23 protein-coding genes and 2 pseudogenes are annotated in these 25,499 nt (G+C 56.7%); 12 read left to right on the top strand and 13 right to left on the bottom strand.

The features are described 5' to 3' along the window. The first annotated feature begins 229 nt into the window (after nt 1-229). From yhhA to AB3X96_RS38010, 6 genes are read left to right on the top strand one after another with little or no spacing between them, the layout of a single operon-like run. Nucleotides 230-427, top strand: a complete 198-nt coding sequence (gene yhhA / locus AB3X96_RS37985; protein ID WP_318231751.1) for a YhhA family cyclophane-containing RiPP — start codon at nt 230-232, stop codon at nt 425-427. Continuing rightward, the gene (yhhB, locus tag AB3X96_RS37990) at nt 424-1,563 is read left to right on the top strand and encodes a cyclophane-forming radical SAM/SPASM peptide maturase YhhB (protein WP_368593787.1); all 1,140 of its coding nucleotides are present in this window, start codon (nt 424-426) and stop codon (nt 1,561-1,563) included. The genes yhhA and yhhB overlap by 4 nt, the downstream gene beginning before the upstream one ends. Then, a complete protein-coding gene (gene yhhC / locus AB3X96_RS37995) occupies nt 1,560-2,144 on the top strand; it encodes a cyclophane-containing peptide 2OG-Fe(II) oxygenase YhhC (protein WP_368593788.1) in 585 nt (194 codons plus the stop codon). The genes yhhB and yhhC overlap by 4 nt, the downstream gene beginning before the upstream one ends. Beyond that, on the top strand, nt 2,141-3,040 hold the full coding sequence (locus AB3X96_RS38000) for an HEXXH motif-containing putative peptide modification protein (RefSeq protein ID WP_368593789.1): 900 nt from the start codon (nt 2,141-2,143) through the stop codon (nt 3,038-3,040). The genes yhhC and AB3X96_RS38000 overlap by 4 nt, the downstream gene beginning before the upstream one ends. Continuing rightward, entirely contained in the window at nt 3,037-4,395 is a 1,359-nt protein-coding gene (locus tag AB3X96_RS38005; RefSeq protein WP_368593790.1) for an AAA family ATPase, read from the top strand. The genes AB3X96_RS38000 and AB3X96_RS38005 overlap by 4 nt, the downstream gene beginning before the upstream one ends. Then, on the top strand, nt 4,392-5,147 hold the full coding sequence (locus AB3X96_RS38010; RefSeq protein WP_368593791.1) for a hypothetical protein: 756 nt from the start codon (nt 4,392-4,394) through the stop codon (nt 5,145-5,147). Before AB3X96_RS38005 ends, AB3X96_RS38010 begins: the two co-directional genes overlap by 4 nt. A 602-nt stretch (nt 5,148-5,749) precedes the next feature. Here AB3X96_RS38010 and AB3X96_RS38015 read toward each other — a convergent pair. The 7 genes and pseudogenes from AB3X96_RS38015 to AB3X96_RS38045 form a co-directional block, all read right to left on the bottom strand. Further along, a pseudogene (locus tag AB3X96_RS38015) lies at nt 5,750-6,885 on the bottom strand (IS3 family transposase); the annotation flags it as partial. 48 nt (nt 6,886-6,933) lie between these two features. Then, entirely contained in the window at nt 6,934-7,416 is a 483-nt protein-coding gene (locus tag AB3X96_RS38020; RefSeq protein WP_368593792.1) for a hypothetical protein, read from the bottom strand. Between the two features lie 372 nt (nt 7,417-7,788). Continuing rightward, nucleotides 7,789-8,889, bottom strand: a complete 1,101-nt coding sequence (locus tag AB3X96_RS38025; protein ID WP_368593793.1) for a restriction endonuclease — start codon at nt 8,887-8,889, stop codon at nt 7,789-7,791. An 825-nt stretch (nt 8,890-9,714) separates the two neighbouring features. Beyond that, a complete protein-coding gene (locus AB3X96_RS38030; RefSeq protein ID WP_368593794.1) occupies nt 9,715-9,984 on the bottom strand; it encodes a DUF1488 family protein in 270 nt (89 codons plus the stop codon). A 178-nt stretch (nt 9,985-10,162) separates the two neighbouring features. After that, nucleotides 10,163-11,866, bottom strand: coding sequence for a phage integrase family protein (locus tag AB3X96_RS38035; protein ID WP_368593795.1), 1,704 nt, complete (start codon nt 11,864-11,866; stop codon nt 10,163-10,165). 345 nt (nt 11,867-12,211) lie between these two features. After that, entirely contained in the window at nt 12,212-12,388 is a 177-nt protein-coding gene (locus tag AB3X96_RS38040) for an alpha/beta hydrolase fold domain-containing protein (protein ID WP_368593796.1), read from the bottom strand. A 380-nt stretch (nt 12,389-12,768) separates the two neighbouring features. Then, a complete protein-coding gene (locus AB3X96_RS38045; RefSeq protein WP_368593797.1) occupies nt 12,769-13,464 on the bottom strand; it encodes a GntR family transcriptional regulator in 696 nt (231 codons plus the stop codon). Nucleotides 13,465-13,552: 88 nt separating this feature from the next. Here AB3X96_RS38045 and AB3X96_RS38050 point away from each other — a divergent pair. Continuing rightward, a pseudogene (locus tag AB3X96_RS38050) lies at nt 13,553-13,983 on the top strand (transporter substrate-binding domain-containing protein); the annotation flags it as partial. Nucleotides 13,984-14,305: 322 nt separating this feature from the next. Here the strand turns inward: AB3X96_RS38050 and AB3X96_RS38055 are convergent. The 5 genes from AB3X96_RS38055 to AB3X96_RS38075 all read right to left on the bottom strand — a co-directional run bounded on the left by AB3X96_RS38055 (nt 14,306) and on the right by AB3X96_RS38075 (nt 19,923). Beyond that, nucleotides 14,306-15,703 carry an MmgE/PrpD family protein gene (locus tag AB3X96_RS38055; RefSeq protein ID WP_368593798.1) on the bottom strand — a complete coding sequence of 466 codons (1,398 nt, stop codon included), beginning with the start codon at nt 15,701-15,703 and terminating at the stop codon, nt 14,306-14,308. Nucleotides 15,704-15,794: 91 nt separating this feature from the next. Beyond that, nucleotides 15,795-16,976 carry a pyridoxal-phosphate dependent enzyme gene (locus AB3X96_RS38060; RefSeq protein ID WP_368593799.1) on the bottom strand — a complete coding sequence of 394 codons (1,182 nt, stop codon included), beginning with the start codon at nt 16,974-16,976 and terminating at the stop codon, nt 15,795-15,797. Continuing rightward, nucleotides 16,970-18,004 (bottom strand): succinylglutamate desuccinylase/aspartoacylase family protein, encoded by a 1,035-nt coding sequence (locus AB3X96_RS38065; protein WP_368593800.1) that lies wholly within the window; start codon nt 18,002-18,004, stop codon nt 16,970-16,972. Before AB3X96_RS38065 ends, AB3X96_RS38060 begins: the two co-directional genes overlap by 7 nt. Nucleotides 18,005-18,031: 27 nt before the next feature. Continuing rightward, the gene (locus tag AB3X96_RS38070) at nt 18,032-19,228 is read right to left on the bottom strand and encodes a M24 family metallopeptidase (RefSeq protein ID WP_368593801.1); all 1,197 of its coding nucleotides are present in this window, start codon (nt 19,226-19,228) and stop codon (nt 18,032-18,034) included. Then, nucleotides 19,228-19,923 carry a GntR family transcriptional regulator gene (locus AB3X96_RS38075; RefSeq protein WP_368593802.1) on the bottom strand — a complete coding sequence of 232 codons (696 nt, stop codon included), beginning with the start codon at nt 19,921-19,923 and terminating at the stop codon, nt 19,228-19,230. The genes AB3X96_RS38070 and AB3X96_RS38075 overlap by 1 nt, the downstream gene beginning before the upstream one ends. Nucleotides 19,924-20,053: 130 nt before the next feature. On the opposite strand from AB3X96_RS38075, the gene ehuB reads away from it, so the two are divergent. From ehuB to AB3X96_RS38100, 5 genes are all read left to right on the top strand, one after another. Further along, entirely contained in the window at nt 20,054-20,944 is an 891-nt protein-coding gene (gene ehuB / locus AB3X96_RS38080; RefSeq protein ID WP_368593803.1) for an ectoine/hydroxyectoine ABC transporter substrate-binding protein EhuB, read from the top strand. A gap of 30 nt (nt 20,945-20,974) precedes the next feature. After that, nucleotides 20,975-21,625, top strand: coding sequence for an amino acid ABC transporter permease (locus tag AB3X96_RS38085; protein ID WP_368593804.1), 651 nt, complete (start codon nt 20,975-20,977; stop codon nt 21,623-21,625). After that, nucleotides 21,622-22,284: an amino acid ABC transporter permease gene (locus AB3X96_RS38090; protein WP_368593805.1), complete on the top strand. Its 663-nt coding sequence runs from the start codon at nt 21,622-21,624 to the stop codon at nt 22,282-22,284. The genes AB3X96_RS38085 and AB3X96_RS38090 overlap by 4 nt, the downstream gene beginning before the upstream one ends. 51 nt (nt 22,285-22,335) lie before the next feature. Next, nucleotides 22,336-23,127 carry an amino acid ABC transporter ATP-binding protein gene (locus AB3X96_RS38095; RefSeq protein ID WP_368593806.1) on the top strand — a complete coding sequence of 264 codons (792 nt, stop codon included), beginning with the start codon at nt 22,336-22,338 and terminating at the stop codon, nt 23,125-23,127. A 274-nt stretch (nt 23,128-23,401) separates the two neighbouring features. Continuing rightward, the gene (locus tag AB3X96_RS38100) at nt 23,402-24,547 is read left to right on the top strand and encodes a porin (RefSeq protein ID WP_368593807.1); all 1,146 of its coding nucleotides are present in this window, start codon (nt 23,402-23,404) and stop codon (nt 24,545-24,547) included. 306 nt (nt 24,548-24,853) lie between these two features. Here the strand turns inward: AB3X96_RS38100 and AB3X96_RS38105 are convergent, their stop codons facing one another. After that, the gene (locus tag AB3X96_RS38105) at nt 24,854-25,393 is read right to left on the bottom strand and encodes an Lrp/AsnC family transcriptional regulator (RefSeq protein WP_368593808.1); all 540 of its coding nucleotides are present in this window, start codon (nt 25,391-25,393) and stop codon (nt 24,854-24,856) included. Nucleotides 25,394-25,499: the final 106 nt, after the last annotated feature.

A 25,499-nucleotide genomic window follows, 5' to 3' on the forward strand; every position in this document is an offset into this window, starting at 1 on the left:
CTGCTGTCAATTGCAGGTCGGTCCGCGGCTCCACGCAAAATAAATCGAGCGCCACGATGCATCATAGAATTTTTATATTATTGATTTTTAAAGACTTTTCGATCTTAAATGACCATCATGGCACGTCAGTGAATTTGCGTAAGTAATTGATTTAAATTAAGTTTTCTGAGCTTGCCAGCTGCATCATCTATCGTCTATCATAGGATTTCAATAATTTGGAGGCAAACCCATGCACCAAGCCCTAAACATCGGCGCTGAACAGCCCGTGATTGCACCCACGCACGTAACAGGTCCAAAAATGGATCTCGAAGTCAACCTTGCGGACTTCTCTAGCGTCACGCTGGCGCGCTTGGTGGAGGAGGTGAGAAACGAAGATCTCCCTGGCGCAACAAAGTACGACAGGACCTACAACCGCCACAACCGGTGAACAGCAACGCCATCGAAGTCGACACGGTCCTGCTCAAGGTCGCCAGCCGCTGCAACATCGATTGCAGCTACTGCTATGTCTACAACATGGGGGACGATAGTTGGCGCAACATGCCAGCACTGATGTCGAACGCGACCATCGAAGCCGTTTGCAGCGCGCTAGGCAAGTTGCGACAAGATCAAAGGCGCTGCTTTGCGGTTGTGCTCCACGGCGGAGAACCATTGATGATGGGTGCTCGCAGGCTAGAGCACCTGTTGCAGTCGCTGCGTCGTGTCCTTCCTCAGGGTGTCAATCCGTTGAGCTTGCAAACCAACGGAATCTTGATCACTCCGACCATTCTCGACATTTGCGCCAAGTACGGCACGTCGTTATCAGTGAGCTTGGACGGGCCTCGACCGATCAATGATCGATTCCGCATCGGCAAGCGCGGAGAAGGCACCCATAATGATGCCGTTCGGGGCATTCAGTTGCTGCGTGACCATCCGGAATCGGACGCATTGTTCTCGGGTGTTCTGGCAGTGATCAACCCGCTTTCGTCCCCGCGAGAGGTTTATCAGTACCTCAAAGGACTCGGAGCACCATCGATCGACTTTCTATACCGGGACGGCAATCACACTACGCTCCCTTTCGCTAAAGAATCGTTCGAATCGACCGAGTATGCCGAATGGCTCGTCGAGGTACTCGACGTATATCTTGCCGATGCAGCGCCGCCACGAATCCGGTTCCTTGATGACCTGATCAAGTTGTGCCTTGGTGGTCGTGGTGTTAAGGAGGGTAGCGGGCAAATGGACTTCGGTATTGCAATTATCGACAGCGATGGAAGTGTCACAAAGAATGACACCCTGAAGAGCACCTATAACGGTGCGGATCGGTTTCGCCAAACATGGTCGGTTCACACGCATCGTTTGAGCGAGATTTTCGCCAGTCAGGAGTTCAAGGAATACTTTGCGATCCAACGTCCGACATCCCAGGAATGCCGTGGCTGTGCCGACTTGACCATCTGTGGTGGCGGAATGCCGTTACACCGCTGGCGTGACGGCAGTGGGCTCGACAATCCTTCAATATATTGTGCCGATCAGCGACACCTCATCGGTGCGATTCGGCTTCGCTTACAGCTTGCGGGATTAAGCTCATGAATTTGGCCGCGTTTGCCTCGAGGTCGATCTTTGCGGCGCCCTTTCCGCATTTTGTCGTCCCAAACGCATTGGGCGTCGAAAGCAGTCAGGCCTGCCTGCATTGGCTGGAGACCGATGCACCTTGGCGATTAAAAATCGCCACGTTCTATCAACAATACGAGTTCAGCTTGCGCGACACCGTGTTGCCGAGCGCAATCCAGCCATCCTTCAGTTCTTCAAAGGTCGAGGCGTTGAGACAGTGTGTCGCTGACTCGTTTTGCACGAGACTCGCGTCTCACTGCGACATTACTGTCCACAAGCTCGTTCCAGGTCAGCGTATACGCATTCACAACGACTACATTGCTGGACAAGAATCCCATCGGGTGCTGATCCAACTCAATAGCGGCTGGACCGACGATAATGGAGGAGCGCTGCTGTTCTTCGGCTCCGAAGATGCGACTGATGTCCGCAAAGCGTTCCGACCGCTGCATGACAGTTGTGTCGCTTTTGAGATTTCGCCCAAATCCCACCACGCCGTGACGCCGATCGTACAGGGCGAACGTTACACTTTGGTATTCTCGTTCTATCGGGACGAGCGATGAACGATCTGACCGCCTTGATACTGGATCGCATCACGGATCCATCTGTGCGGTTATGGTGGCCGGGCTTAGCGAGGCACCTGGTAGATGACTTGAGCCAAAAGCGCGGGTTCGATCTAACAAGCTACTCCACGTCGGCATGGATTACCCAAGGTTCGATTTCGCCGCTGCGGCTGTTTGCCATTCGAAACACTTGTCGAATCCGTACGCAGGCGCTAGTGGAGGTTCTGTCATCGACATTGCAACAGCGCTATGAGATTCCGGGTTGTCGATTCTGGAAAGTCGATGAATTGGAGCAGAGCGCGGCGCTTGACCTTCTTGCCAGTGCGCTGGATGAAATCGCCATTGTGCCCGAACTCTCGGACACCGTAGGACAGCTTGCTCATCGCATCCATTTGTTAATGCCGAATGACGACGCCTACGATGTTAATTTCAGTGAGCCGGAGTTGCCGCTTTCGGTATTCGTGTCGATACCTCTGCAGCCACTAGAGCACATGCGATGGCGCGTGGCTGAGGCGATCGTCCACGAAGCCGGTCACTTGCAGCTGTCACTCATCGAGCGAGTCGTCCCACTGATCGCATCGCCGCAAACGGAATACTATTCGCCGTGGCGCAAAGCTGCGCGATCGGTGCGTGGCGTGCTACACGGACTTTACGTGTTCGGCATGATTGCCGAATGGATGACAAGATCCTCCGCGCCAACCTCGCATGTGCGGCAGCGATTAGCCGATATCGATCAAGAGGCCCGACAGATCGCCGATTTCCCAGAGGCCAGTGGTCTTACAGAAATCGGTGCAGCATTGGCGCGTAGTATCCTAATGCGCATCAGCGCCGCAGCGTCCTCCCCAGGTTCCTCTGAACCCGAGTGCGAAGACAAACCTCTTCAGGAATCTCAATGACCAATCGGGCAATATCCGCGACGTACCTGACCGGACTTACAGTGCAGAACGCGAAGTCGTTCAAAGGCCGTCAGGAATTGGACTTATGTGATTCCCGTGGGCACCCGTCGCGTTGGACGCTGATACTTGGCGAGAGCGGCGTCGGCAAGACGACACTCTTGCAATGCATCGCCGCCACGGCTCCTCATAAGAACGCTGAATCTTCTACAAGTCGATCCGGAGCCAAGCCCAAGTTTTTCCTTGAGGCGGTGGGTGTGATCGACGATTCGGTGGTCAAACTCCTGGCGCGTGATGGTAATAGCGAATTCGCGATTCTTTCGACTTACGCGGAAAACATCTGTCTTGGGGGGAAGTCCGATCGAAAACCTAAGACTTTTCAAGTTGGCATTCGGTTTTCCTCATCGAAGAGTGGTGATCCGTTCCAGTCAGTCACTGCCAAAGAGACCGCTGATCCCGAGCCGCTAGTGCTTTCATACGGTGCTGGTCGCAAAATGGGCACCGGGAATCTGGAGGACATGCCCCCGGACGCGCTGGAAGGCGCACTGTTCCCCGACGAGCGAGAGTTGATAGATGCAGAAGAGGTGATTCAGCAGTTGGATTACGCGGCCGTCAAGCGCAAAACAAAACTGGCTCGCCGACAGCGCGACACATTTCTTGCGATGCTGGCCCAGCTATTGCCTGATGTTGAATCGGCAGAAAACTTCGTCATCTATGGGCCGTCGCCAGTTGGCCGTAATTTAAAAAGAGGCGTTCATGTGCGGGTACCTTATGGGGAGGTGCCACTACGGCAGCTGAGTTTTGGCTACCAGACGATGATTGCCTGGCTTACTGACATTGCCTGGCAGCTATTTCGTCACTATCCGAATAGTAGCCATCCCCTTGGCGAACCGGCCATTGTGCTCGTCGACGAGATCGATCTCCATTTGCATCCGCGCTGGCAACGCAAACTTCAGAAGCTGCTGTCTGAGCACTTTCCGGCCGTGCAATTCGTCGCAACGGCCCACAGCCCCTTGATGGCTCAGGCGGCCATAGGTCAGAATCTAGCGGTCGTGCTACGCGACGGCGACACGGCATGCATACACAACGACCCGTCTGTTGTCGACAACTGGCGAATTGATCAAGTTGTGACATCTGATCTGTTCGGATTGGCACCATGGTCACCCGATGTTCAAGAAAAGCTCGACGAACAAGCTCAGTTGGTCCAAAAAACAGACCGCACCTCGCGGGATAACCGCCGGCTGGAGGAGCTTGAACACTTCGCTAGCTTATTGCCAACTGGCTTGCCCCCAGCGCTCGAGCAGGCGATGGACATCATTCAGCGTGCGGCGTCGGCGATGGGCCGCCCAAAATCGTGATCCGGATCACGCGGCCGGCGGCCGCTCCCGCCCGATTGCAACTTGGGGTTGCTCTGGTCGAGGCGATGGACAACGCCATAGCGTTGAATCCAATTGTCGCGGGGCAAGAATCGGAGCCGTTTGTCTTTGATTCGAAAATCTACGGCCACAAGACTGTTAAAAACGCCCTAAAGGCGGCCCAGCACCACAAATGCGCCTACTGCGAGGCCAATTTTTCCGGAAACGCATCCGGGGATGTTGAGCACTTTCGCCCAAAGGCGTTCAGCCAGCAGAGTAAGAGCGCAGCGAAGCTGTACCCTGGGTACTACTGGCTGGCATATGAGTGGTCGAACCTGCTCTATGCGTGCGAGCTGTGCAATCGACCCGTAAAGCGCAACCTCTTTCCCCTAAAGGACCCCAACACCCGAGCACGACGATCGGCCGACGACCTCGCGGGCGAGACGCCGTTGCTGATCGACCCAGCGGGGCCCACCGATCCGCGCGAACACATCCGCTTTCGAAATAACAAGCCCTACGGCATCACCGAGGAAGGACGAGAAACGGTGAGAACGATGGGCCTGGATCGATCGCAACTGGATGATTCCCGGCTGCGCCATATTCGCATGGTTGAGTGCTTGCGGACGGTCGCTAATCTCGATGCGGTCAATCCGCAGGTTATGGTGGAGATTCAAAGGGCTCGCGCTGAGCTGGCTTTGCTGGTCAAGCCTGAGGCGCCATTCAGCGCGATGACACAGGATCTCCTATCAATCTAACTAGTCCGGGCGCCGGCTTGCACGCACTGCAGACTTCCATCGCGCACTACCGAAATGATTGGCCGGAGTGTCCGCTCTCGCGAACGGATACGGACGGCTTTGGGTCGGGAGGGTGAGTTTGCTGATCAAGAAAACTGTTATTCGGCGGTCATGCCAAACTGCCGGCCGCAATCGGCCACATTGCTGACAGAGCGGTCACCCGGTCCCAACGTCCGCAAAGGCCGACACGAGCCGTCCGGCGTCGTACACGCTTCAGTGGGATTTCGGCCTCATCGGACGATCGGCGATCGGCAGTCGTGACGCCACTGCGCATTCCTTTGTGGACATTCAAGTGCTATGGAGCAGGCTCATCGACACTGCGTGAGGCCTACCTTTTGCCCCACTGAAAAAGAGTGCTCAGCCTCGTGCCGCGAGGGATCTTTGAGATTGCCCCGGTTTGACGGACAGATTTGGAGTCAGAGATTTGATGTAGTCTAGCCTCCGTTAAAGGTTGACTCGCGGGTTGTCCACGGCCGGGCGGCGGGTCGCTTCTCTCGACCATGACGCTGTCCGGCGGTGGGCAACCCGCGCTGTGATGACGATTGATGTGGCGCATGCAGGTTTTCGAATTCGAGCGGCGAGCAGTAACCGATGCTGCTGTGCAGGCGGCGTACGTTGTACCAGCCTTCCAGGAATGAGAACACTCGTCGACGAGCCTGTTCATGGGTGGCGAGGTGTTCGCGCGACAGCAACTCCGCCTCGAGCGTGCCGAAGAACGACTCACACATCGCGTTGTCATAGGCGTCGCCGGCTGTCCCCATTGACGGTTGCACGCCGGCCTCGCGACAACGTCGGCCGAAGGCAATGGATGTGTATTGGCAGCCCTGGTCCGAATGGTGAATTACCCCCTCGTGGTGGCGCTGCTGCAATGCCATGTCCAACGCTCGCAGCATCAGTTCCGTGTACAGATGGTTGGACATCGCCCAGCCCACGATGCGCCGGCTGAACACGTCGAGCACTACGGCCAGATACAGGAACCCCTCATCAGTCGGGATGTAGGTGGCATCTGCAACCCACAGCACGTTCACCGCCTCAGCGCTGAAGTGCCGGCGTACCAGGTCAGGTGCGCGCCGCGCCCCCGCACGTTGTCGCGTGGTGCGTGGCCAGCGCCGCCGGCTGGCCCCACACAACCCTGCCATGCGCATGAGACGCGCCACCCGCTTACGTCCCACGTGCATGCCTTCACGCGCGAGTTGCGCATGGATGCGTGGCGCGCCATACGTGCCGCGCGAGCTCGCATGCAATGTCCGGATGCGCGCAAGCAACTGCGCATCACTGCATGCCTGCTGCGATGGCTCGCGTACCAGCCACGCGTAAAAGCCGCTCGTCGAGACCCCGAGCAGCCGCGCCATTGTGGCAATGGGCCAGCGGGCCCGGCTCGCTTTCATGAATCCGTACCCTTCGGTGGCACGGCTCCCGTCTCTCTCGCGAACCAGGCCGCGGCCTGCGAGAGAATGTCGCGTTCCATTTTTAACTGGCGATTCTCACGGCGCAGACGCGCGAGTTCCTGCCGCTCAGCCGTGGTCAGCCCGTCATGCCGTACGCCAGCATCACGATCAGCCTGCGCGCACCAGTTGACGATGGTCTGCGCCGTCGGTTCGAACTCGCGCGCGAGTTCCTGCGGCGTACGCCCGGCCTTGACCAGTTCCACCATATGCGCCCGGAACTCCGCCGGGTACGGTGTACGAGTCTTGCCCATTTCGGCACCTCCTTTAAAAGGATAGGTGTCCGTTTTCGCGGGTCAACTTCACTTCGGCACCCCGTTGCGCTCCAGTTTCTGCACGGTCTCTTTGAGCGATAGTGCCTGCATGAAGAACGCTTCCAGTTGCTTGTTCAGATCGCCGATCCATAATTCACTGTCTTGCTTATCTAGGAAGTCAATCAATTTATCGTTCAGCGGGTCTGCTTGGAAGTGAAAGGTAGCGTTACGGAACCTGCGTAGCAGATCCACGTACTCGGCCTTCGTCAGAACTTCTTCGAGAGGCTCATACTTTTGTCCAAGCTCCCTGTAGCCTTCGACAACCACATACAGCAACGAGTACCAGACCTGCATACGGCAAACCATCGAGGCATGTTCACCGAAGGCTACATACTCGATGCCGAACTTTTTGATGGTCCCCTCTTCCTGCTCGGGTGTGGTCGTTTTCTGCTGTAGAACCACACGCACGGCGTCAGCTACGATCCAATGCCGGTGAAGGGCCGCGAGCTTTACTATATTTTCATCACTCATTTGTTTGCTGTTGACGTGGTCGGAATTAAAGTGGATACGAATGACGCGTCCCAGTGGTAGTTTTCATGAAGTCTCCCCACCGTCCGCAGATTGACTGATCTGGCGCCAACCCGTCAAATATCCAAAGGTCGGCGAAGTTGAGGTCTGGCACTGTTGTCGCCGACTCCGTTTTAATCCAGATGCCGAGATTCATGTGAACCGTTCGGATGTTGACCTCGTCCTGGAGTGGACGGCATTTGCGTTTTGGCTGACCGGATTATGGGCGCGTCGGCGACCGGTTCATTCTGACGTCGGCCGCAACAGACAACTTGTCTGACGTAGGGGGAAACCCACTCGGAATATGACCGCTCAGACAGTTGCGAAGCAACACGGTCACGTGCCTGTGAAGGCTGGGGATTCAGAGGCCTGGACGCCTTCATGATCCAGTCGGAACTGCTCGATGATCCGTTGGTTGTGGTCATCGAGGTAGGCCTGCAACTCACGGCGCCCTATCAGGCGAACTGATGCAGCGTTGGCGAGTTCGGTAGCTGATCGCGTGAAATAGGAGTTCGTGACGACGATGGCATCATCACAACCATAGAAGCTCTTCGCGGAGATGGCTTCCTGGACGGCCGAGTTGCCGACGTTTCCCGAGTAATTTTTCGCTTGGATCACCATCTTTTTACCAAACTTACTTACGAACAAGTCTGCGCCCTGATCGCCACTCAGTTTGGTTCCCTCGACATCGTAGCCCGCCGTCTGGAATATTTGAGCGAGGAATTTCTCGAATTCGTATCCATTCATGGCGTCCACGTGGTACATCGTGACAAACTGATTAGGATCAAAAAACTCCAGTTTCGTTGCCAGCCTCTCGACGAGGATGTCGAAGTTGATCTGTTCGCAGACGTCGAGCCAGGTCTCCACAGTCTGCCAGGGTAGAAGCGGCGTGCCGAATGCCGTGGACGCCTGATCGGCATACTGTATTTCTGGGTGGCGGATGTTGTTGTCCCACAGGAAATAGAACAACAGGCTGAGATCATCGCGGTAGCTCACCCCTGCTTCCGCTATCCACGACCGAAGAATCTCACGCAGTGAGCCCTTGACGTGCCTCGAAATCTCGTTGGAGAAGCCAAGGTATGCCGAATTGAACCCCGTTGTCAGCAAAAGTTTGTCCAGTAGATGCGGAAGCTCTTCGAGCTCTGTAAAGCCCTTGCGGATCAGGACCTCGCGAAAAAGCTCACGGTTAGAATACGTTCCATTCTCTCGTGCGCCGGGCGTCTCGGCATCACTGGGCTCGACGCCCACGTTTCGAACTGTGTGAAAGAAGTTGGCAAAGTAAGGTTTTTTCAGTTCGGAATATTTTCTGAGCACCGCGCGAAGCAGGTCGTTGAGCTGCGCCTGCTCCTTCTTCTTGCCGAGCAGATCTTTCAGGAACCCTTTCGTCTGGTACTGAAATTCGGGATAGAAGGAAGGGTCAAGCGGGACTTGGAGCAATACAGCTGCTGGCTGACCCGATGCTTGGACCGGAGCATTTGTACACCATGGGCATTTAGTTTCGAATGATTTGCGTCTGCACGAAGTACATTGGTAGATCACGAGTTCTCTCCGGACTGTGAATCTGTTTTTTGGTGGCCACCATCTTACCAACTTAATCTGCACTGCAACCTTGTAGTGTTAGAAGGACGTTGTGCACCAATCGCGTCGCGAAGCCCAGAGTGTGCATATTGCTCACGCAGAAGCGTAGCCGCCCATCCGCTACGCTCCGCCGATCGCCGAACCGCTTCAAAAAATCGACCACACACGTCTTTTGTATGCCCATCGATCGTGACGCGGTCGACGCTGCCCCCCGAGACCGACTCTAAAACATACGGTCAGGCGACGGCCGAGATTTTCTACAAACTGCATAAGCAGCAATAAGTACGTGCGAGTGACAAAGCTTGATTCCGCTCGAAGGCATCGGTACGACAGAGGATCGTGTGGGCTCTTGCACAGAACCCCTCCCTGTGGGCGACGGGTTCCGGAGTAGGTGGTTCGTTTGCGCTTCGGTGTCACTCGCAAAATCGATATCTCGTGGACGGGCGTCGGACTTGTGGTCGTCTCGGCCGCAGCCCGTGCATACTCAAGGCGTCCCTGTGGTTGTAACGCAACTAACTGTCAATCGCACCCGCCCTCCCGCTGAGCTTCGCCATAACCCCGTCTGGCAGAAGTATGGGATTTCAGGTGACGACAGCGCCCCGCCTGAAAAAGGGCGTGCGCATTGAGCAATCCGGGTTTTCCTTGCGCATCGCGAGGTGGCGTAACGTGCCTCGACCGCCTTGATCAGGGGGGCCTGAAATCGTCCGGCGCCAGTTCGAGGCGGGCGCGCGGGTGCGCGAGCAGCCTGCGTTCAGCGACCGCGCGGATGCGGCTGTATCCGTCCCGGAAGGTCCTGAGGATCCGGACGTCGTCGGCCCGGGGTTCAAGCCAGAAGTGGGCTTCGAGCGCTGCGATCGTGATGGTGCATTCGACGACCGTGTGTCCTCTGACGAGGACGAATGACACGCCTTGCCCATCGGCCAGAATCTGCGGCTCGAATTCAGGTTTTTCCATGACAGGTTTCAGTGCGTTGTCGTCTGTTCTGTGCGGGGTAAAGCGGTGTGCAAATTGGTCTGATGATGCCGGCGATTGTCGCCGGCATCAGGATACAGCCTGCCTGGCATCACCAGGCGCGTAGGCGAGCTGTGTGGACGGCTTTTGACACGCGCGTCCGTAACACGAGCCGGCACGCTCACCGCCGGGTAAAAGCCTCGCCGATCTGCCGCGCGCGCTTCACTTCGTCGCTGTGCAGGTAAATTGACGTCGTGGAAACGGAAGCGTGCCGCAGGTTGTCGCGCACCGTGGTGAGTTCGGCGCCGTGCGCCAGCGCGAAGGTGGCGTGGGTGTGCCGCAACCAGTGCGGGCTCGCACGGCGCAGCTTTTCGGCGAGCGGCGGGTGATCGGTCTCGATCGCACTGGCGGCAAGCAGCAAAAAACGCTCGAGGACACCCCACAGCCGCACGCTGCTGATGGACGCGCCACTGTCCGCGTCCAGACTGCCGATGACCGGCGTATCCGGCCGCCAGCGCGCGGTAGTCGTCGGCAGGTGCCGCTCGGCCAGATAACGGGCCAGTGCGTCCCACGCGAGCGGTGGCAACGCCACCCGCCCGATCTTGCCGCCTTTGCCGGTGACGCGCAGCCAGTGTTCGCCGCGTGCGTCCGTCTCGACGTGCCCGAGCGTCGCACCGACCAGTTCGCCCGCGCGCAGGCCCGTCGCAAAGCCGAAATCGAGCAGGAAGCGAAGCCGCTGTGCGGCGGGCACTGTCCAGCCGTCAGACCATTCGAGCCCGTCGGCCAACGTGCGCACCAGTGCCCATTCTCCGTCGGTAAAGGCGCGCGACGCGTCGAGCGCCGATCCCGTTTTGCCACCGCGCACCTTGAGGCCCGCAAACGGATTGGCCAGCACATAGCGCTGTTCGACAAGCCACCGGAACAGAGCGCCGAGAATCGAGAGCGCGTGCGCGATGGAGCGCGTGGACAGGCTGCCATTGAACGGCCGCCAGTCGGGCGACGTGCGAGGGCGCACCGGGCCGATCCATCGGCCGCGCGGCGACGGATGGCGCAGGAACGTCCGGTACGCGATCGCATCCTCGGTGGTGAGTGACGACAGCGCGCGCCCGCGTTCGACGATGGCCCACAGGATCAGCCGTTCCGCTTCCTTGCGGTAGGTCCGCTGCGTGGCAGGCGACTCGTGCAGCGCGAGCCAGGTCCGCACGGCTTGATAGTCGTTGGAGGCATCCAGCGTGCAGGTCGCGCGCGGCGCGCGGAACGTGCCGGCGGAGCCGTCGACCTCGTCTGGCAGTTTGAGGGTTTCCCACGGCACGATGTCGCCGCGAGGGCTCGCGACCACCAGCGCACGCGCCTTTTCTGTGAGGGCGGGCCAGGCGGAAAAGAATGCCTCGATGGCGCGGGCGCTCGCCATGCCGAGCCCCGGCACGGCCTTCCACCACTGGCGCCGGCGGGGGATGCGCACGGTCAGATCGGCGAGCGTCGTGATGCCGTGCGCGTGCAGCACGCGCACCGCGCGCGGGGTGAACCACTGGGCGATGTCGTCGGCGATCTGCGGGTCGGGCGGCCGCGCGTTGCGCAGCGCGACAATCGCCTGCGCAACGCCTTTTGCGTGCCGCTCACGTTCCGCGGCGGGATGGGTGAGGAGTGCGATGAGATCGTCGCGATGGGCCGCGCGCGCGACGTGCAGCAGCTTGCCGCGGATTCGCCCGAGCACGCCGCGTGCGGATTTCCCGTCACCGAGTGCGGAGGGGAGGTAACGCGCGACGGCCTGCCGCACGGACACGCCGGCGTACCACGCGCGCAGCACGGCAAGCTCGTCGGCATCGGGGAAACCGGGGGCGGTGTCAGTCGAGGGCGCGGAGGGCAGGGTGAGACGCGTTTTCATGTCCCTGAGTTTAGTATAAAAACAGACACCTTAGGATAAGAAGAGTTATCTTTATAGTCGCGTTTGAGGTGACGTTTTTACGCGAACACATCGCTCGCTCACACAACTAAATTTATGGTCCGCCCCAGTTTTGCAACCCCTGATGTCTGATGCAGTGTTGGCTTGCTCAAATCTATCCGGCGTCGTTTTGGGGACTGCTGTCGGTGAAAGGATAGATCAACACCTGCATGGCAAGCGGTATGTGACTTTTCTTGCGACGAAAGCGGCGAGATTCCCGCCTGCGCTATCACCTGCCACGACCAATGGCGGCGATTTCCCCAATCGGGAATGCAGCGTCGAATGCGCTCATTCGATGGCATGGCAGGCATCATGCACTGCTGCGGGAAAGGGCGCCTCGGGTGCCGGGCGATAGTCCACAGGCAATAGTGCATATCCGCACTCGCGGGACAACGACCGGGCCATGGGCTCGAAGTCTTCAATGTCGCCTACACCCAGCCGCCGCCATGGAAATAGACAGTGCATCCGCTCAGGTGTCCTTCGGGCACGTGTAGGCGTGCCCCGTAGTGCCGGTTCTCATGGACGATATCAAAATTCTCAACGCGCTCGATTGGTAAAAGCCGCACCGGTACACGAAGGGCCCGCCCCAACTCACGGGCTTGTTGAGGGTTGACTAGTCGGTAGGCGGAAGAAGTCCGGCAGAGGCAAGCTGATCAATTAACTTGTGGGAGGCGATGTCTAGCGGCATGCTCAATCCATTCAAAGGAGAGACATATATTGAACGGCCATGCGCGCTTGGCGCCAGGCGCGGAAATCGAGGGCGCTTCCCAATCGATTGCAGGAATTCACAAGAGCTTATGTTCATCCTTCCTGACGCAGCAACCCTTGCTAGTGCAAGCCATAATTCAAGGAAAATCTATCGTACATGCGAGTCGATCGAACGGTGCCTGTAGCACGCCGTAGACGGTAATGGCCGGATCGCTCGTTTCCATCCTGTACAGGCGGCGAAGCATGGGATAGCCATTCGGCACATCAAATATCTCCTCGACTGCCCCAGCGGCGGGCGCGGCATCGATAACGATGTGCGTCTTTCGGATATGGACGGAGTGCATCTTTAATGCATCCACGACAAACCGCGCGCCGAATTCGTCGACAATCTCATTATCGATCTCAGGCGAAAGATAGGTTATGTCATACATGAACGGCGCGTCATCTGTCCAGATCGTCTTCCGAACGCAGAGCATAACGTGATCGGGAGGGGCGAGCGCGTTCATTGTCGGGTCAGAGATCTTCTCTCGCGTAACCGAAACTGCCCGGATGCTCGCGTCGTACAATGAAGGCTGCATCACGTCAAGCTGACGCAGCAATCTTTGTTGTCGCTTGACATACGTTCCTTTTCCAGGAACCGCGGTCAATTCTCCGGCCGCTTGAAGATCACGCAAGGCGCGCTTTACGGTGATTGAACTGACGCCAAATTCCTCGCTCAACATGGCAGTCGAAGGAATGGGGAGGTCCAAGGAGTATGCACCGGCCGCGATGCGTCGGCGAAGCTCCTCCCGCACTGACTCATGCAGTGATTGCGACGGTTGTATTTTGATCAAGTTTTTCCTCTCGTGGCGCAGCCGCAGACACTATCCACTATATCTCGCCGCGCTATAGATGCCTAGTATGCCAGGCATCCGTGAGATGCTTGTCGCGAGGAAAGGTTCGAACGTTCTGCCGACAGCAGCCTCTTTGAAAGGTACGACAGGGGTCCAGCAGGGGACGGTCGGAGAAACATGCGCCAATCAGCATTGGGCGCCGAACGGCGTCACGGTTGTACCGTATCAGAATCAGGATCAAGTCTCCACCGACTTGACCGTTGGCCCGCTCGATGCGTCGCTGATCGGCGACGTGCAGGTACAAATCGGCTTCTTGCTGACGCCGCGGGGCGCGAGCTTCGCATTTATGGGCGGCAAAATTGTCGATCCGACGAGCCACAAGGGGCTGCCATCGGAATGCGAAAAGAGGACACGGAATTACGGGAGAAAGTTAATAAGGCGATTTCGGACGTGCGAAAGGACGGGACATATGACCGGATCGACAAGAAGTATTTTACATTCGACGTATACGGAAGTTGATTGAATTCGACCGCAGCGATGTCCGGAAGCTACCGCGTATTCGTTGGAGTCGATTGGACGGGCATCGCGACCGCCGAGCTGAAGGTGTTGTTGCCAGAAATTCAGGCAACACTTGAACACTACGGGGAGGCCCGCAGCATGAGCGCGCGCCTTCCGCAATATTTTGCATCAACGCACCCGTCACTGCGCCGCTTCGCTTGCGGTTTCCGTGTGAAGCGAGTAAGGCAACAGTGTGAAGCCCGCCTGCCACGGTCGAGGCTGAGGACGGGTAAAACGAGGGCCGCAAACCGGTCTGACGGCACCTCTAACCTTGAGACAATTCTTAGGAACGCGAAGCACGTAGCAGGTTGACGAGCTCACGCATCGAGCTGCAATCTTCCATGCTCATGATGCGCTCGAAGATGTCCTCTCCGCTGCGCTCCATTGGAGTTCCGCAAACATTCTTCAAAAATTTTCGCTTCACGTCCAAGTCGTCGAAAGGTCTTCGCCAATGGCCTTTTGGCCAGTCGACCGACGTCTCGAACGAGCGACCGTCCGATAGCAGCAGAGTAACAGAAGACTTGTGCTGATCGATGCGCCAGAACGCCTGTTCTGCGACCGGATCCACGTCAACGACGATCTTTTGCATCAGGTCAGTGACCCTGCTGTCCGCCATCACTGAAGGAGAGAACCATCCTCTTCCTACTTCGATGGAAAGAAGAGCCATTGCCGATACGTATTGCACTGATAGCTGCGCATCAATGTCAGATAATGGCCCGCGATCGGAAAACCATTCAGGGATTCTGGAAAATGTCCGGATTAAAACCTCGTCGATTGAGTCGTGATGGACACCGCGGGTTGCCATGAGATTGGCAATTGCCTCGATGGTCGTGTGGAGAAAGGCACAGCAGGGAAATCCTTTGAATGATGATTCCCTTGTACGCCAAGTGAGACCGAGATCCGCGGAAAGGAGAGTCGCATTGAACCTATCAGATCCGATCACTTGCGCGAAACCTCTTTCTGGGTCGCTCAGCATAGCAAAGGGTCCGATAATATCCCGGCGCGCGCAAATCGCAGCATCGATCCCTCCAAGTGCCATCTGGCCATAGTTCGCCTTTAGCGCATGCGCTGGACGTCCATACTGAACGTACCATAGGGGAAGGCATGTATTGGCGGCGGCATGGCCGAGAGCTGAGCGAAACTGTTCTTCCGAACCTCTCGAGACCACCATGGCGGCGGCTCCGGCGGCTACACCGTGCCACGCGTGGTAGACCGCGAAACGCAGATATGCTTCCGGGCTAGCTTGCGTTGCATCGTGAAGCCTGAGACCTGCTTCGTAACCGGCGACGACGCCGGCGAGGAACTGTCTCGGCGTTGCGTCAAGGTGCTCACTCATTGCCAGTGCAGCCGGTATGACGGTTGCGCTTGGATGGCCAACCGCGACATCCTCATAGTCGAGGACGTCCGCAAGCCACGCGTTAACCTTGCCGGACAACGACGGTGGCAAGCGCAACGACGTACCGACAACGCTGCAGCCGTCCATTTGTTTTCGCGTGTCGTAGGCGCTCAGGATTTTTCGTCCGAGAACTGTATCGGTTCCAGCAATGATGCAGCCGATGGTGTCAAGCGTTAGCAATTTCGCCTTGTGCACGACATCGTCCGGAATGTTCTCGTAGCGCAGGTCAGTTAGAAATCGCGCCAATAGTCCCGCATGCGAGTGAGCCGGATCGTCAGGGAACAATATGTGGCCTCGCGGCTGTGCCATGCACGCTTGGGCGACCCGGTTATCCCTCGATTTCTCGTTTGTCATGTTGTCCCCGCGCACGGTCGAATCACCCTTCCGTCGCCAGTTCGCTCGTTATCAATTGAGCGGTGAATTCAGGTTGTTCCTTGTACCCATGTGACGTAGCAATCATGACGACGCGCGAACGATGTCCAATCTTTCCCTGACCAACTAATTTACGCAGGCCCGACACGGCAGCAGCACTCGAGAGCTCAACGTAAAGCCCTTCCTTCGCCAGGAGAAGCTGGTCATCGCTTGCTTCCTGATCATTGACCGCCACGCCGGAGGCATCGGTCAGTTCGAGCGCAAGCAACGACTGGAACGTGACGGTGTTCCCTCCGATCGACACCATGGCTGTGTCGCCGGAGAAGCTACTGCATACCATGCCATGTCCTTCTCTGGCACGACCGATACGCGGGAAGGGCTCGACAGCGTGAACCCTCGGTGTTGCGCTTATCAGTCCGGTGGCCCGCAAGTCCTGATAGCCTTTCGCAATACCCCAAAGGAGATCACCGCGGGCGGTGGGCACCACTATGTCTGTGGGTGGAGCGGCAGGAAACTGCAGGTACAACTCGAGCGCGATAGCCCTGTACCCATCCACGCCGAAAGGGTTGCTGCCAACGGGCGGCATAAGGTAGTTGGTGGCCGGATACCAGTCGCCACGCCTTGCGTGGCGTGCGATCAGCACCCAGCGATCGTCCGAATTTTCCATCGCGATGATTCGAGCGCCGTGCATCTCGATTGCTCTACGCCAGTTCGGGCTCATATCCGGCGTCGTTACGACAATACAATCGATGCCGGCACGCGCAGCATAGGCTGCCATTGACACCCCGGCGTTTCCGCTCGAGGCAACGGCAATGGTCTTCGCACCAATATCCATCGCGCGTTGGGCCACCATCGCGCCCATTCTGTCCTTGTGGGAGCCAGTGGGATTGGCGAACTCATTCTTCGTGTATACCGCTTCTATGCCCAGCGAGGCGGCGAGGCGTGGCAGGCTCGACAATGGCGTGTTCCCTTCGCCCAGGCCAGATGGAGATCCGTAAGACAGCCACTCTGCCATATTGTCCGAACGCAATTCGGTCGGAAAATCAGCGTAATGGGGCGCGACGCTCGCCGGCGCGTCACATTTCAGGCAAGAAGGGCAGCCTTCAAAATAGTCGTCCAGCGGGTGAAGCTGAGCACACTGGAGGCATCTCATGGCTGCTACGTTCGGATTGAGCTTGCTCAGCACGTGATTCTCCCAAGTGGCAACGCGGTGGCATCCTGGAGAAGGCCAAACAGGCAATCGCCACGGTTCGCCAGCGTCAGGTGACGCTTGCAGACCACCAGTCCGGCAGAGCCAAACAAAATCTCCCTCGGCGGGCGATGCGGGTCATCTACGGAATGAAGCAGTCCGGCAAGTTGCCCCGCCACAACCTCGTCACCAAGCTCAACCCACGGCTCGAAGAGACCGCTCGTGTCCGCGTAGACGAAAAGGTCCATGCTCTCGCAACTCATCATCCTGACAGGCCCGGGATCGGGCGCGTCACATGAGGCTAGAATGCCGATGTGTTTTAGAAGCCTCAGTACACCGTGTTCGGCAAGATCGGAACCAGCGCGGCGCAGCGTTGCGCCTCCTCCAAGCTCTGCAGTGATCACCGGAATACCCAGTTCACCGGCAGCGGCGGGCAGCGTAGTGTTCCCGCCCCCGCCTGTACCGTCGGTGAACTCCGCCAGATGCACTCCGAAGACGCGGAGTAATTCGAGCAGCTTTTCGTTTTCCGCGGTTGTCTTTGCGCCGCGCACGAGGGCACATGGAAGATAGTCGAGAGAGCGACCGCCCGAATGGAGGTCGACCACAAGATCGGCCATCGGGAGAATGACGTGGGTAACATAGTGGGCGATCATCTCCGTCGCGGTACCATGTGCACGCCCGGGGTAAAGCCGGTTGAGGTTGCCATCATCGATTGGCGAAACCCTGCGACCGGCCTGCACCGCTGGGAAATTGAGCGACGGTAGAATGATGACCCGCCCCGTCACGTCACTCTGACGCAGTCCCCTCGCCAGCCGCATCAATCCAATCTGGCCTTCGTATTCATCGCCATGCGTGCCGGCGATGAGCACAGCGGTCGGGCCGACGCCATTTTTGATGCAAATCGCGGGAACCGGAATCCAACCATAAGCTGACGTGTCGGTCGAAATCGGAAGTCGGAGAAAGTCGACCTGTTTGCCGTCTTTCGCAAAATCGATGGTGGACCAGATTCGTGTCGAGTCTGACATTTGTGACCTGTCTAAAATAGCAATGGCTTAGCGAATCACCGGAAGGGTTGCGGGTGATAGCGCGCTCAGAAACTCAACGCCAGATTCGGTGACGAACACGACCTCCTCGAACTGGAACACTGCGCCGTCACGTTCGAGTTTCGGTTCGATATGCAGAACCATTCCCGGTTCGATGACCGTCATGTCTGCTGCGGACAGAGAGGGCGGCTCGGTTACGTCCATCCCTCCACCATGTCCTATCCGCGAGACCGCGCTGTACACCGTCCCGAGATCGGCACTACGCCACATCTGGTCGAATAGTCTGTAGACGTCCGAACAGGTCATTCCAGGCCGGATCTGACCTGCAAGATCCAGTGTCAGGGATCGCACGGCCCCGTAAGTACGGATTTCCCAGTCAGCGGGCTCACCGGCGCGTGCGATCCGGTTGCAATCCGCGGGATACCCTCCGTACGTCGCCCGGAAGTCGGTCCAGACGTAGTGTCCTTCCTCAAGCCTCCGTTCCTTCGCCGTGCGTGCGTATGCGAAATCGCCCCTCGAGAACAGCATCGCAATCGGTTCGGCGCTTTCCGCGCCGTTGAGGTAGATTTGCGCCTGCATGAGGTAATAAAGCTCATATTCCGTCATGCCGATATAGGCATTTTTGATCGCCTGATTGAACGCGGTGTCGACGATTTCGTAGGCCGTGCGATTCATCTCTGCCTCGAATCTGGACTTGATCAGTCGAACCTGCCAGATAGTATCTGCAGCGCTTTTGACGCAACCTTGCGCATCAAGAGATCTGAGCTCTTCGATCAGCCCGAGGGACCCCCGCCCGAACATGTCCTGGCCATAGTCCACCGCGATATGAGGGGGGCTGGTAGCGGTCCCGCCTTTGATCCATTCCGCGACAGCGCTGACCGCCTCGTCCAGATAGCCGTTGTAGTACACCGGAGCAAAGAGGCGGGGCCTGAGCTCGACTGTCCGGGCTTCCCCGAGACTGCCGAAGAGCGCGAAGTCCGCGAGGGAGATGGCGGCAAAAATGGGACGTGCCTTGTGATCCCAAGAAAGTTCCTGGTAGTCGGTAAAGTAGTCGACGTTCTTCTTGTCCGTAAGAACAATCACGTCAATTTTTGCCTTTACCATCTCGCGGCGGATGTTCGACAGCCGTTGTTGCATTTCGGCTTCCGGGACGGCCGGTGCAGGCGGGCGGAAGGCGCGCGGGATTTCGAGTTGCAGTGCATTCATTATTTAATCTCCATACCTTGAGACGGAAAATTAACGTAGCAGGCGAGACGGTCAAAGGGCGCCTGGACGACGCCGTAGATCGTGACTCCGGCGTCGCTCGTCGCCATCCTGTACACACGACGAAGCATCGGATAACCGATTGGGACCGAGAAAATTTCGCCGACCGTTGCCGAAGCTGGGGCAGCTTCAGCAACAATTCGCGTATTGATAATGTTGATCCCACGACTTCTCAGGGCATCCACAATATAGTTTTTGCCAAACTCCTCCAGGATGTCGTCCTCGATATGTGATGAAAGATAGCTGGCGTCATATAGGAATGGGATGTCTCCGTCGTATATCACCTTTCTTACGCAGAGCATCACTTGATCGGGCGGTTCAATTGCCATCATCGATGGATCGCAGATCTTTTCCCGCGTAACGGAAATCAAGCGTATGTCTGCGCTGTGCAGCGAGGACATACGCAGATCGAGTTGCCGCAAGATGCGCTGAGGCGTCTTCACGTAAGTACCTTTGCCTGGGATCGCGGCGAGGGCGCCCGCTGCCTGCAAGTCCCGAACGGCACGTCTGATGGTGATAGGACTGACGCCGAACTCTGCGCTCAGCGTCGCCGCCGACGGGATCGGCGATTCGCGAACGTAAGTTCCATTCCTGATGCGTCTGAGGATCTCCTCGCGCACGCTCTCGTACAAAGACAAAGAAGTCTCCAGTCTTGGTCTGTTCACGCGGTCTACCGGGTAAGTACCGGTATTGCCATCAGCTTGGCATCTTGACATACCTGATATACCCAGTATACTCACCATATCAACAAAAGGAAAGGAGACAGTTATGAGAATCTCAGCGTTGAGCAAACGGGTGGCGCTTGTTCTGGCAGCGGCCGTGACAGTGGTCAGCACGGGTGTTACAGTTGCTAGAGCGGAATCCACCGAAGACAAGGTTCTTCACGATGGAGAAATCACGATTGGCATCCACAACCAGGTTCCCTGGGGATACCGGAATGCCGATGGCAGCGTTGCCGGAGTCGGCCCCGACATGATCCGGGCGGTGCTTGGGCCGCTCGGCGTGAAGAAAGTTGACTTTGTAATCGTGGACTTCGATGCGCTTATTCCCAGCCTGCTCTCGCGCCGTATTGACGCCGTCGCATCAGGATTGGCAATCACACCGCCACGTTGCAAACAGGTGATTTTTAGCAATCCTGATTTGGCAATCGGTGATGCCCTTCTCGTGAAGAAAGGTAACCCGCTCAATATTCATAGCTACGCCGATGTCGCGAAAAGTCCGGCGGTCCGCATGGCGGGCGGGCGCGGAAGCTCGGCTGTCGAACATGCCATCTCCGCGGGCATTCCAAAAGACCGGATACTTTTGCTGAAGGACGTCGAGTCTTCCGTCGGCGCATTGCTGGCAGGGCGCATTGACGCGGATACTGAGTCCAGCTCCACTGTAATTAATGTACTCAAGGATCCTAACGTCGGTAACAAGCTCGAGCGGGCGATGCCTTTTACCGGTCTGGTGATAAATGGACAGCAGGTAGCGAACTACGCGGCAATCGCTTTCCGGCCAGAAGATGCAAAGCTGCGGGACACCTATAACGAAAGTCTCGCCAAAATAAAGGCCGACGGGACGGTCAAAAAGATCTTTGCTAAATACGGTTTCAGCGATTCTGAGATCGCACCCAGCGATATGACTGCAAAAAAGATCTGTGGCGACGATTTTCGATAAACCAGTGACCCGGATACTCCAGGAGGGCAAATGAATTTTCCCAATGTCATGCTGGGGATCTATAAAGGGTTTGGGGTCACTGCGACCGTTACCATCCTTGGTCTCCTATATGCGATACCGTTTGCCCTGCTTGGAGGAATCCTTCAGAACTTTTCGAGCGGCTTTACTCGCAAGGCCATCACCTTCGTCATCGAATTCTGGAGGAGTTCGCCAGTTATTGTGCTCCTCTATGCTTTCTACTACACGCTACCGGCATTTGGTATCTACTTGTCTGGCGTGACGGTAGGCGCACTCGTCCTCGGGTTGAATTCGGGCGCCTACAGTAGCCAGTCTGTCCGTGCCGCATTGCAGTCGCTTCCGCGTGGGCAATGCGAAGCGGGTCTCGCTTTGGGCTTGAGCCGGGTCGAAGCACTCTTTCTCATCGAGTTGCCGCAGGCAATCAGGGCGATGATACCGGCCTTTATCAATGATTTAATTCAGTTGATCAAGGGAACTGCATTGGTATCACTTATTACGTTGGCGGACATGACGTTTCGCGCTAAGGAAATCGCGCAGTTGAGCTACGATCCCTTGTTGATCTACTCGAGCCTTCTGCTTGCTTATCTGGCGCTCTGCTATCCAGTGACCATCTTCGGGCGCTACCTTGAGAAGTCACACGGAAGTCGGCGGGGGAGAACATGAACTTCGATCTTGCTTTCGCGTTGCGAATCATACCGCGGGTACTGGAGGGAGTCGGCAACACTCTCCTTGTAGCAATCCTTAGCTTCATTGGTGCGCTTACACTTGGTTTTGTCTGGGAGATGTTGCGCCGCTCGAGCAATGTGGTCCGTCCCGTCATCCAGTTCATCATCGATGCAATCCGGTCTACACCTGCGCTCGTTCAGATTTACTTTCTGTTTTTTGTTCTGCCCTACTATGGAGTCACGCTGCCGGCGTTGTTCGTCGGGGTTTTTGGTCTGAGTTTCTACTACTCAGGATATATGGCCGAAGTGTTCAAGGCTGGCATAGATGCTGTCCCCGTTGGACAGTCCGAAGGCGCAAAGAGCCTCGGACTCAGCTGGTGGGACACCATCGCTTTCGTGATTGCGCCGCAGATGTTGCGAAATGTCGCCGCTCCCCTTGGTGCCTATTCAATTGCAATCCTGAAATCGACGCCCTACCTTTCGGTGATTGCGGTTCCCGAAATGCTCGGCAGCGCATTGGACGTGGCTTCCGATACCTACCGTTATGCTGAACCAATGCTCGTTGCGGGGATTCTGTTCTTGGCACTGGCGCTCATCGCCGTTGGCCTGGTTGCGCGCGTAGAACGATCTCTCGGGATTGGCGCTGTGCCGCGGTGAGCAGATCACAAAAGCAGTAGTACATCGTATAAAGTTGTTGTGGAGGACGACATGGCATCCCAATTGACGCGCCCACTCGCCACTGCGAGTGTTTGCGCACAAGCGTCTCCAATTGCTGTCGAAATGGAGAAGGTCTCAAAATGGTATGGCAACTTCGAGGTTCTGCGAGAAGTGAGTCTGGAGGTGGAATTTGGCGAAAAAATCGTTATCTGCGGCCCCTCCGGGTCCGGCAAGTCAACCTTGATCCGATGCATCAATCAGTTGGAGACCCACCAAGAGGGACGAATCAATGTCAACGGCGTGGAGATGCACGCGCGCATGAAAGGATTGGCCGCGTTGCGTCGCGACGTTGGCATGGTGTTTCAGCAGTTTAACCTGTTCCCACACATGAACGTACTGGATAACTGCACCTTGGCCTTGAGACGAGCACGAAAGGTGTCAAGGGAAGAGGCAGAATCGGTTGCAATGGAAAATTTGCAGCGTGTACGGATACCGGATCAGGCAAAGAAATTCCCGGCGCAGTTGTCGGGAGGGCAACAGCAGCGCGTTGCGATCGCGCGTGCTCTCTGCATGAAGCCAAAAATCATGCTGTTCGACGAACCCACGTCCGCGCTTGACCCGGAAATGATCAAGGAGGTACTGGACGTCATGACGGGCCTAGCAAGTGACGGCATGACGATGATCTGTGTGACCCATGAAATGGGTTTTGCGCGCGAGGTGGCGGACCGGGTAGTGTTCATGGACGCAGGTGAGATCATCGAGTGCGCAGATCCAGAGACGTTCTTCCGGAGCCCGACACACCTACGCGCGAAGCAATTCCTCAGCCAGTTGTTGCATAAATAGGGCGACATAATTTTCAAGAGAAGTTTGCCGGAATCCACGTCGCTATAGGCACGAACTGACAGTTTTCCGGAACAGTCGAACAACCTGTAAGCACGATATTCTGACGCGAGGATCGATAGGGCAGGCGACAGAGGAGTGGTTCGTGCCACCACTAACGGAGCCGGGAAAATTGCGATGAGATTGAGGCTGTAACGTGCGAAGGCTTAAAAAGTGACTAAATAGCAATTAGGTATGCAAATAAAATAACGTCGTTTTCTGATTTGGAGACATTTAAATGAAGATGAAATTGCTTGTTGCGTCAGTTGTGACGGTCGTAGGAGCTTCCGCTTATGCACAAGGGTCGGTTACCTTGTACGGTCTGTTCGACGAGGGATTCGACTTCACGAACAATGCGTCAGGAAGCAAGGCTTACGAACTTCAAAGCGGCTATGTTCAAGGCAGTCGTTGGGGTCTGAAAGGTAGTGAGGATCTTGGCGGTCAATTGAGCGCAGTGTTTCAGATTGAAAACGGCTTCAACGTCAACAATGGAAAGCTTGGCCAGGGCGGCCTGATGTTCGGACGTCAGGCATACGTGGGACTGTCAAGTTCGACTTATGGCAAGCTTACCTTTGGTCGACAGTATGACTCTGTTGTCGATTACTTCTCGTTGACGACGGCAAATGGAAACTGGGCGGGTTATCTGTTTTCTCACCCATACGACAACGATAATACGGATGGTACGTTCCGTGTCAATAATACGGCGAAATACACCAGTCCGAATCTCGGGGGCTTCCAGTTTGGCGGCACTTATAGTTTCTCTAACGACACCAACTTCGCTAACAATCGCCAATACAGCCTAGGTGCGCAATACGCCACTGGAAGCTTTCTGTTCGCGGCGTCTTATTTGCAGGCTAATAACCCGTCTTCAACTGCAACCGGTGCGATCAACAACGGCGGCGATGAGAATTTTGTGGGTGACCGGCTTCGCATTTTCGGTGCAGGTATTAACTACTATGTTGGAAGCGCCACGTTCGGCTTCGCTTACTCAAACGTGGATGTGAAGAATCCGGTGAACTCCGGCTATGTGGGCGCTATTACACCTGTTAGCGGTCCCGCTTCGGACCTCCGCTTCCAGAACTTCGAAATCAATGGCAAGTACCAGTTCACGCCAGCGTTCTATGTTGGCGCGATGTACACGTATACACATGCGACGATGAACACGGCGGCGGGCACCTTCCACCCGAACTATCAAACAGTCGGGTTGATGGGCGACTACAACATTTCAAAGCGAACCGATGTTTATCTTCAGGGGGCCTATCAGCACGTCGGAGGAGATGCAACAGGTTCAGTGCTGGATTTCGCATATGTACCCGGTGCTTACGGTGTTTCCTCGGGCAACAGCCAGCTCGTTATGCGCCTCGGGCTTCGTCATAAATTCTAGTCAGCTCGGCTTGACCTCAAATCGGGGAGATCGGGCGGTTCTCTGAAGAGCAGTGCAATGTTGGCCAATCTCGCCGCGGCGCGACAGGGTAAAAAGGCGGCGAGTTCGCATCGTCTAATACCGGTCTGAAGGTATTAGTGTTCAGGGACTGAGTTCGACGCAAATCCATAGTTCGCGATCTGGCGGGGATGACGCGGCCGTGGACGACGGGGCATTTTCGGCTTCTGCATTATCTGTCTGCCCGGTCGGCTACTTGTCGGCACAAGGGCGTTACCAGTGCCAACGTTAGACGTTGGCTACTGCCCCTCAAGTCCATTCCTGAGGCGTTTCCTCGCCACTCGGCAACGTGAGGCCAACAGTCGGTAAAGGCAACGCTGTCTTGTACCGCACCTGCTTAAGCGCAAAGCTGGAGCGGATGTTCGACACGCCGGGTATTTTCGTCAACCATTGAACGATGACGTGCTCAAGGCTTTGCATGTCAGGCACGACAACCCGCAGCAGATAATCGGCATCGCCCGTCATCAGATAGCACTCCATCACCTCGGGCCGATCGGTGATCTCCCTCTCGAAGCGGCGCAGTGCGTCTTCTACCTGTTGCTCGAGCCTGACCTGAATGAAGACATTGATACGCAACCCGAGTGCGCTTGCGTCGAGGAGGGTGACGTGCTGCCGGAACAGACCGAGCTTTTCGAGTGTGCGCACGCGATTGAAGCAGGGAGTTGGAGAGAGGTTAACAGCGCGTGCGAGCTCGGCGTTTGTGATACGCGCATTGTCCTGCAACTGCCGCAGGATCGCGATGTCGGTTCGATCCAACCGGCGGGTTGGAAGCTTTGTTTCGGACGTCATAGTATGGAAATCTCACGTGAGACTGCGTTCCCAGAATTTATACCCTATCTGAAGCGAAAACTACCAGCAAAAGAGACGCACATTTTGTGAACAGTTGGATAAGCTC

Source organism: Paraburkholderia sp. BR13439 (assembly GCF_040948805.1).
GTDB classification, from domain to species: domain Bacteria; phylum Pseudomonadota; class Gammaproteobacteria; order Burkholderiales; family Burkholderiaceae; genus Paraburkholderia; species Paraburkholderia youngii.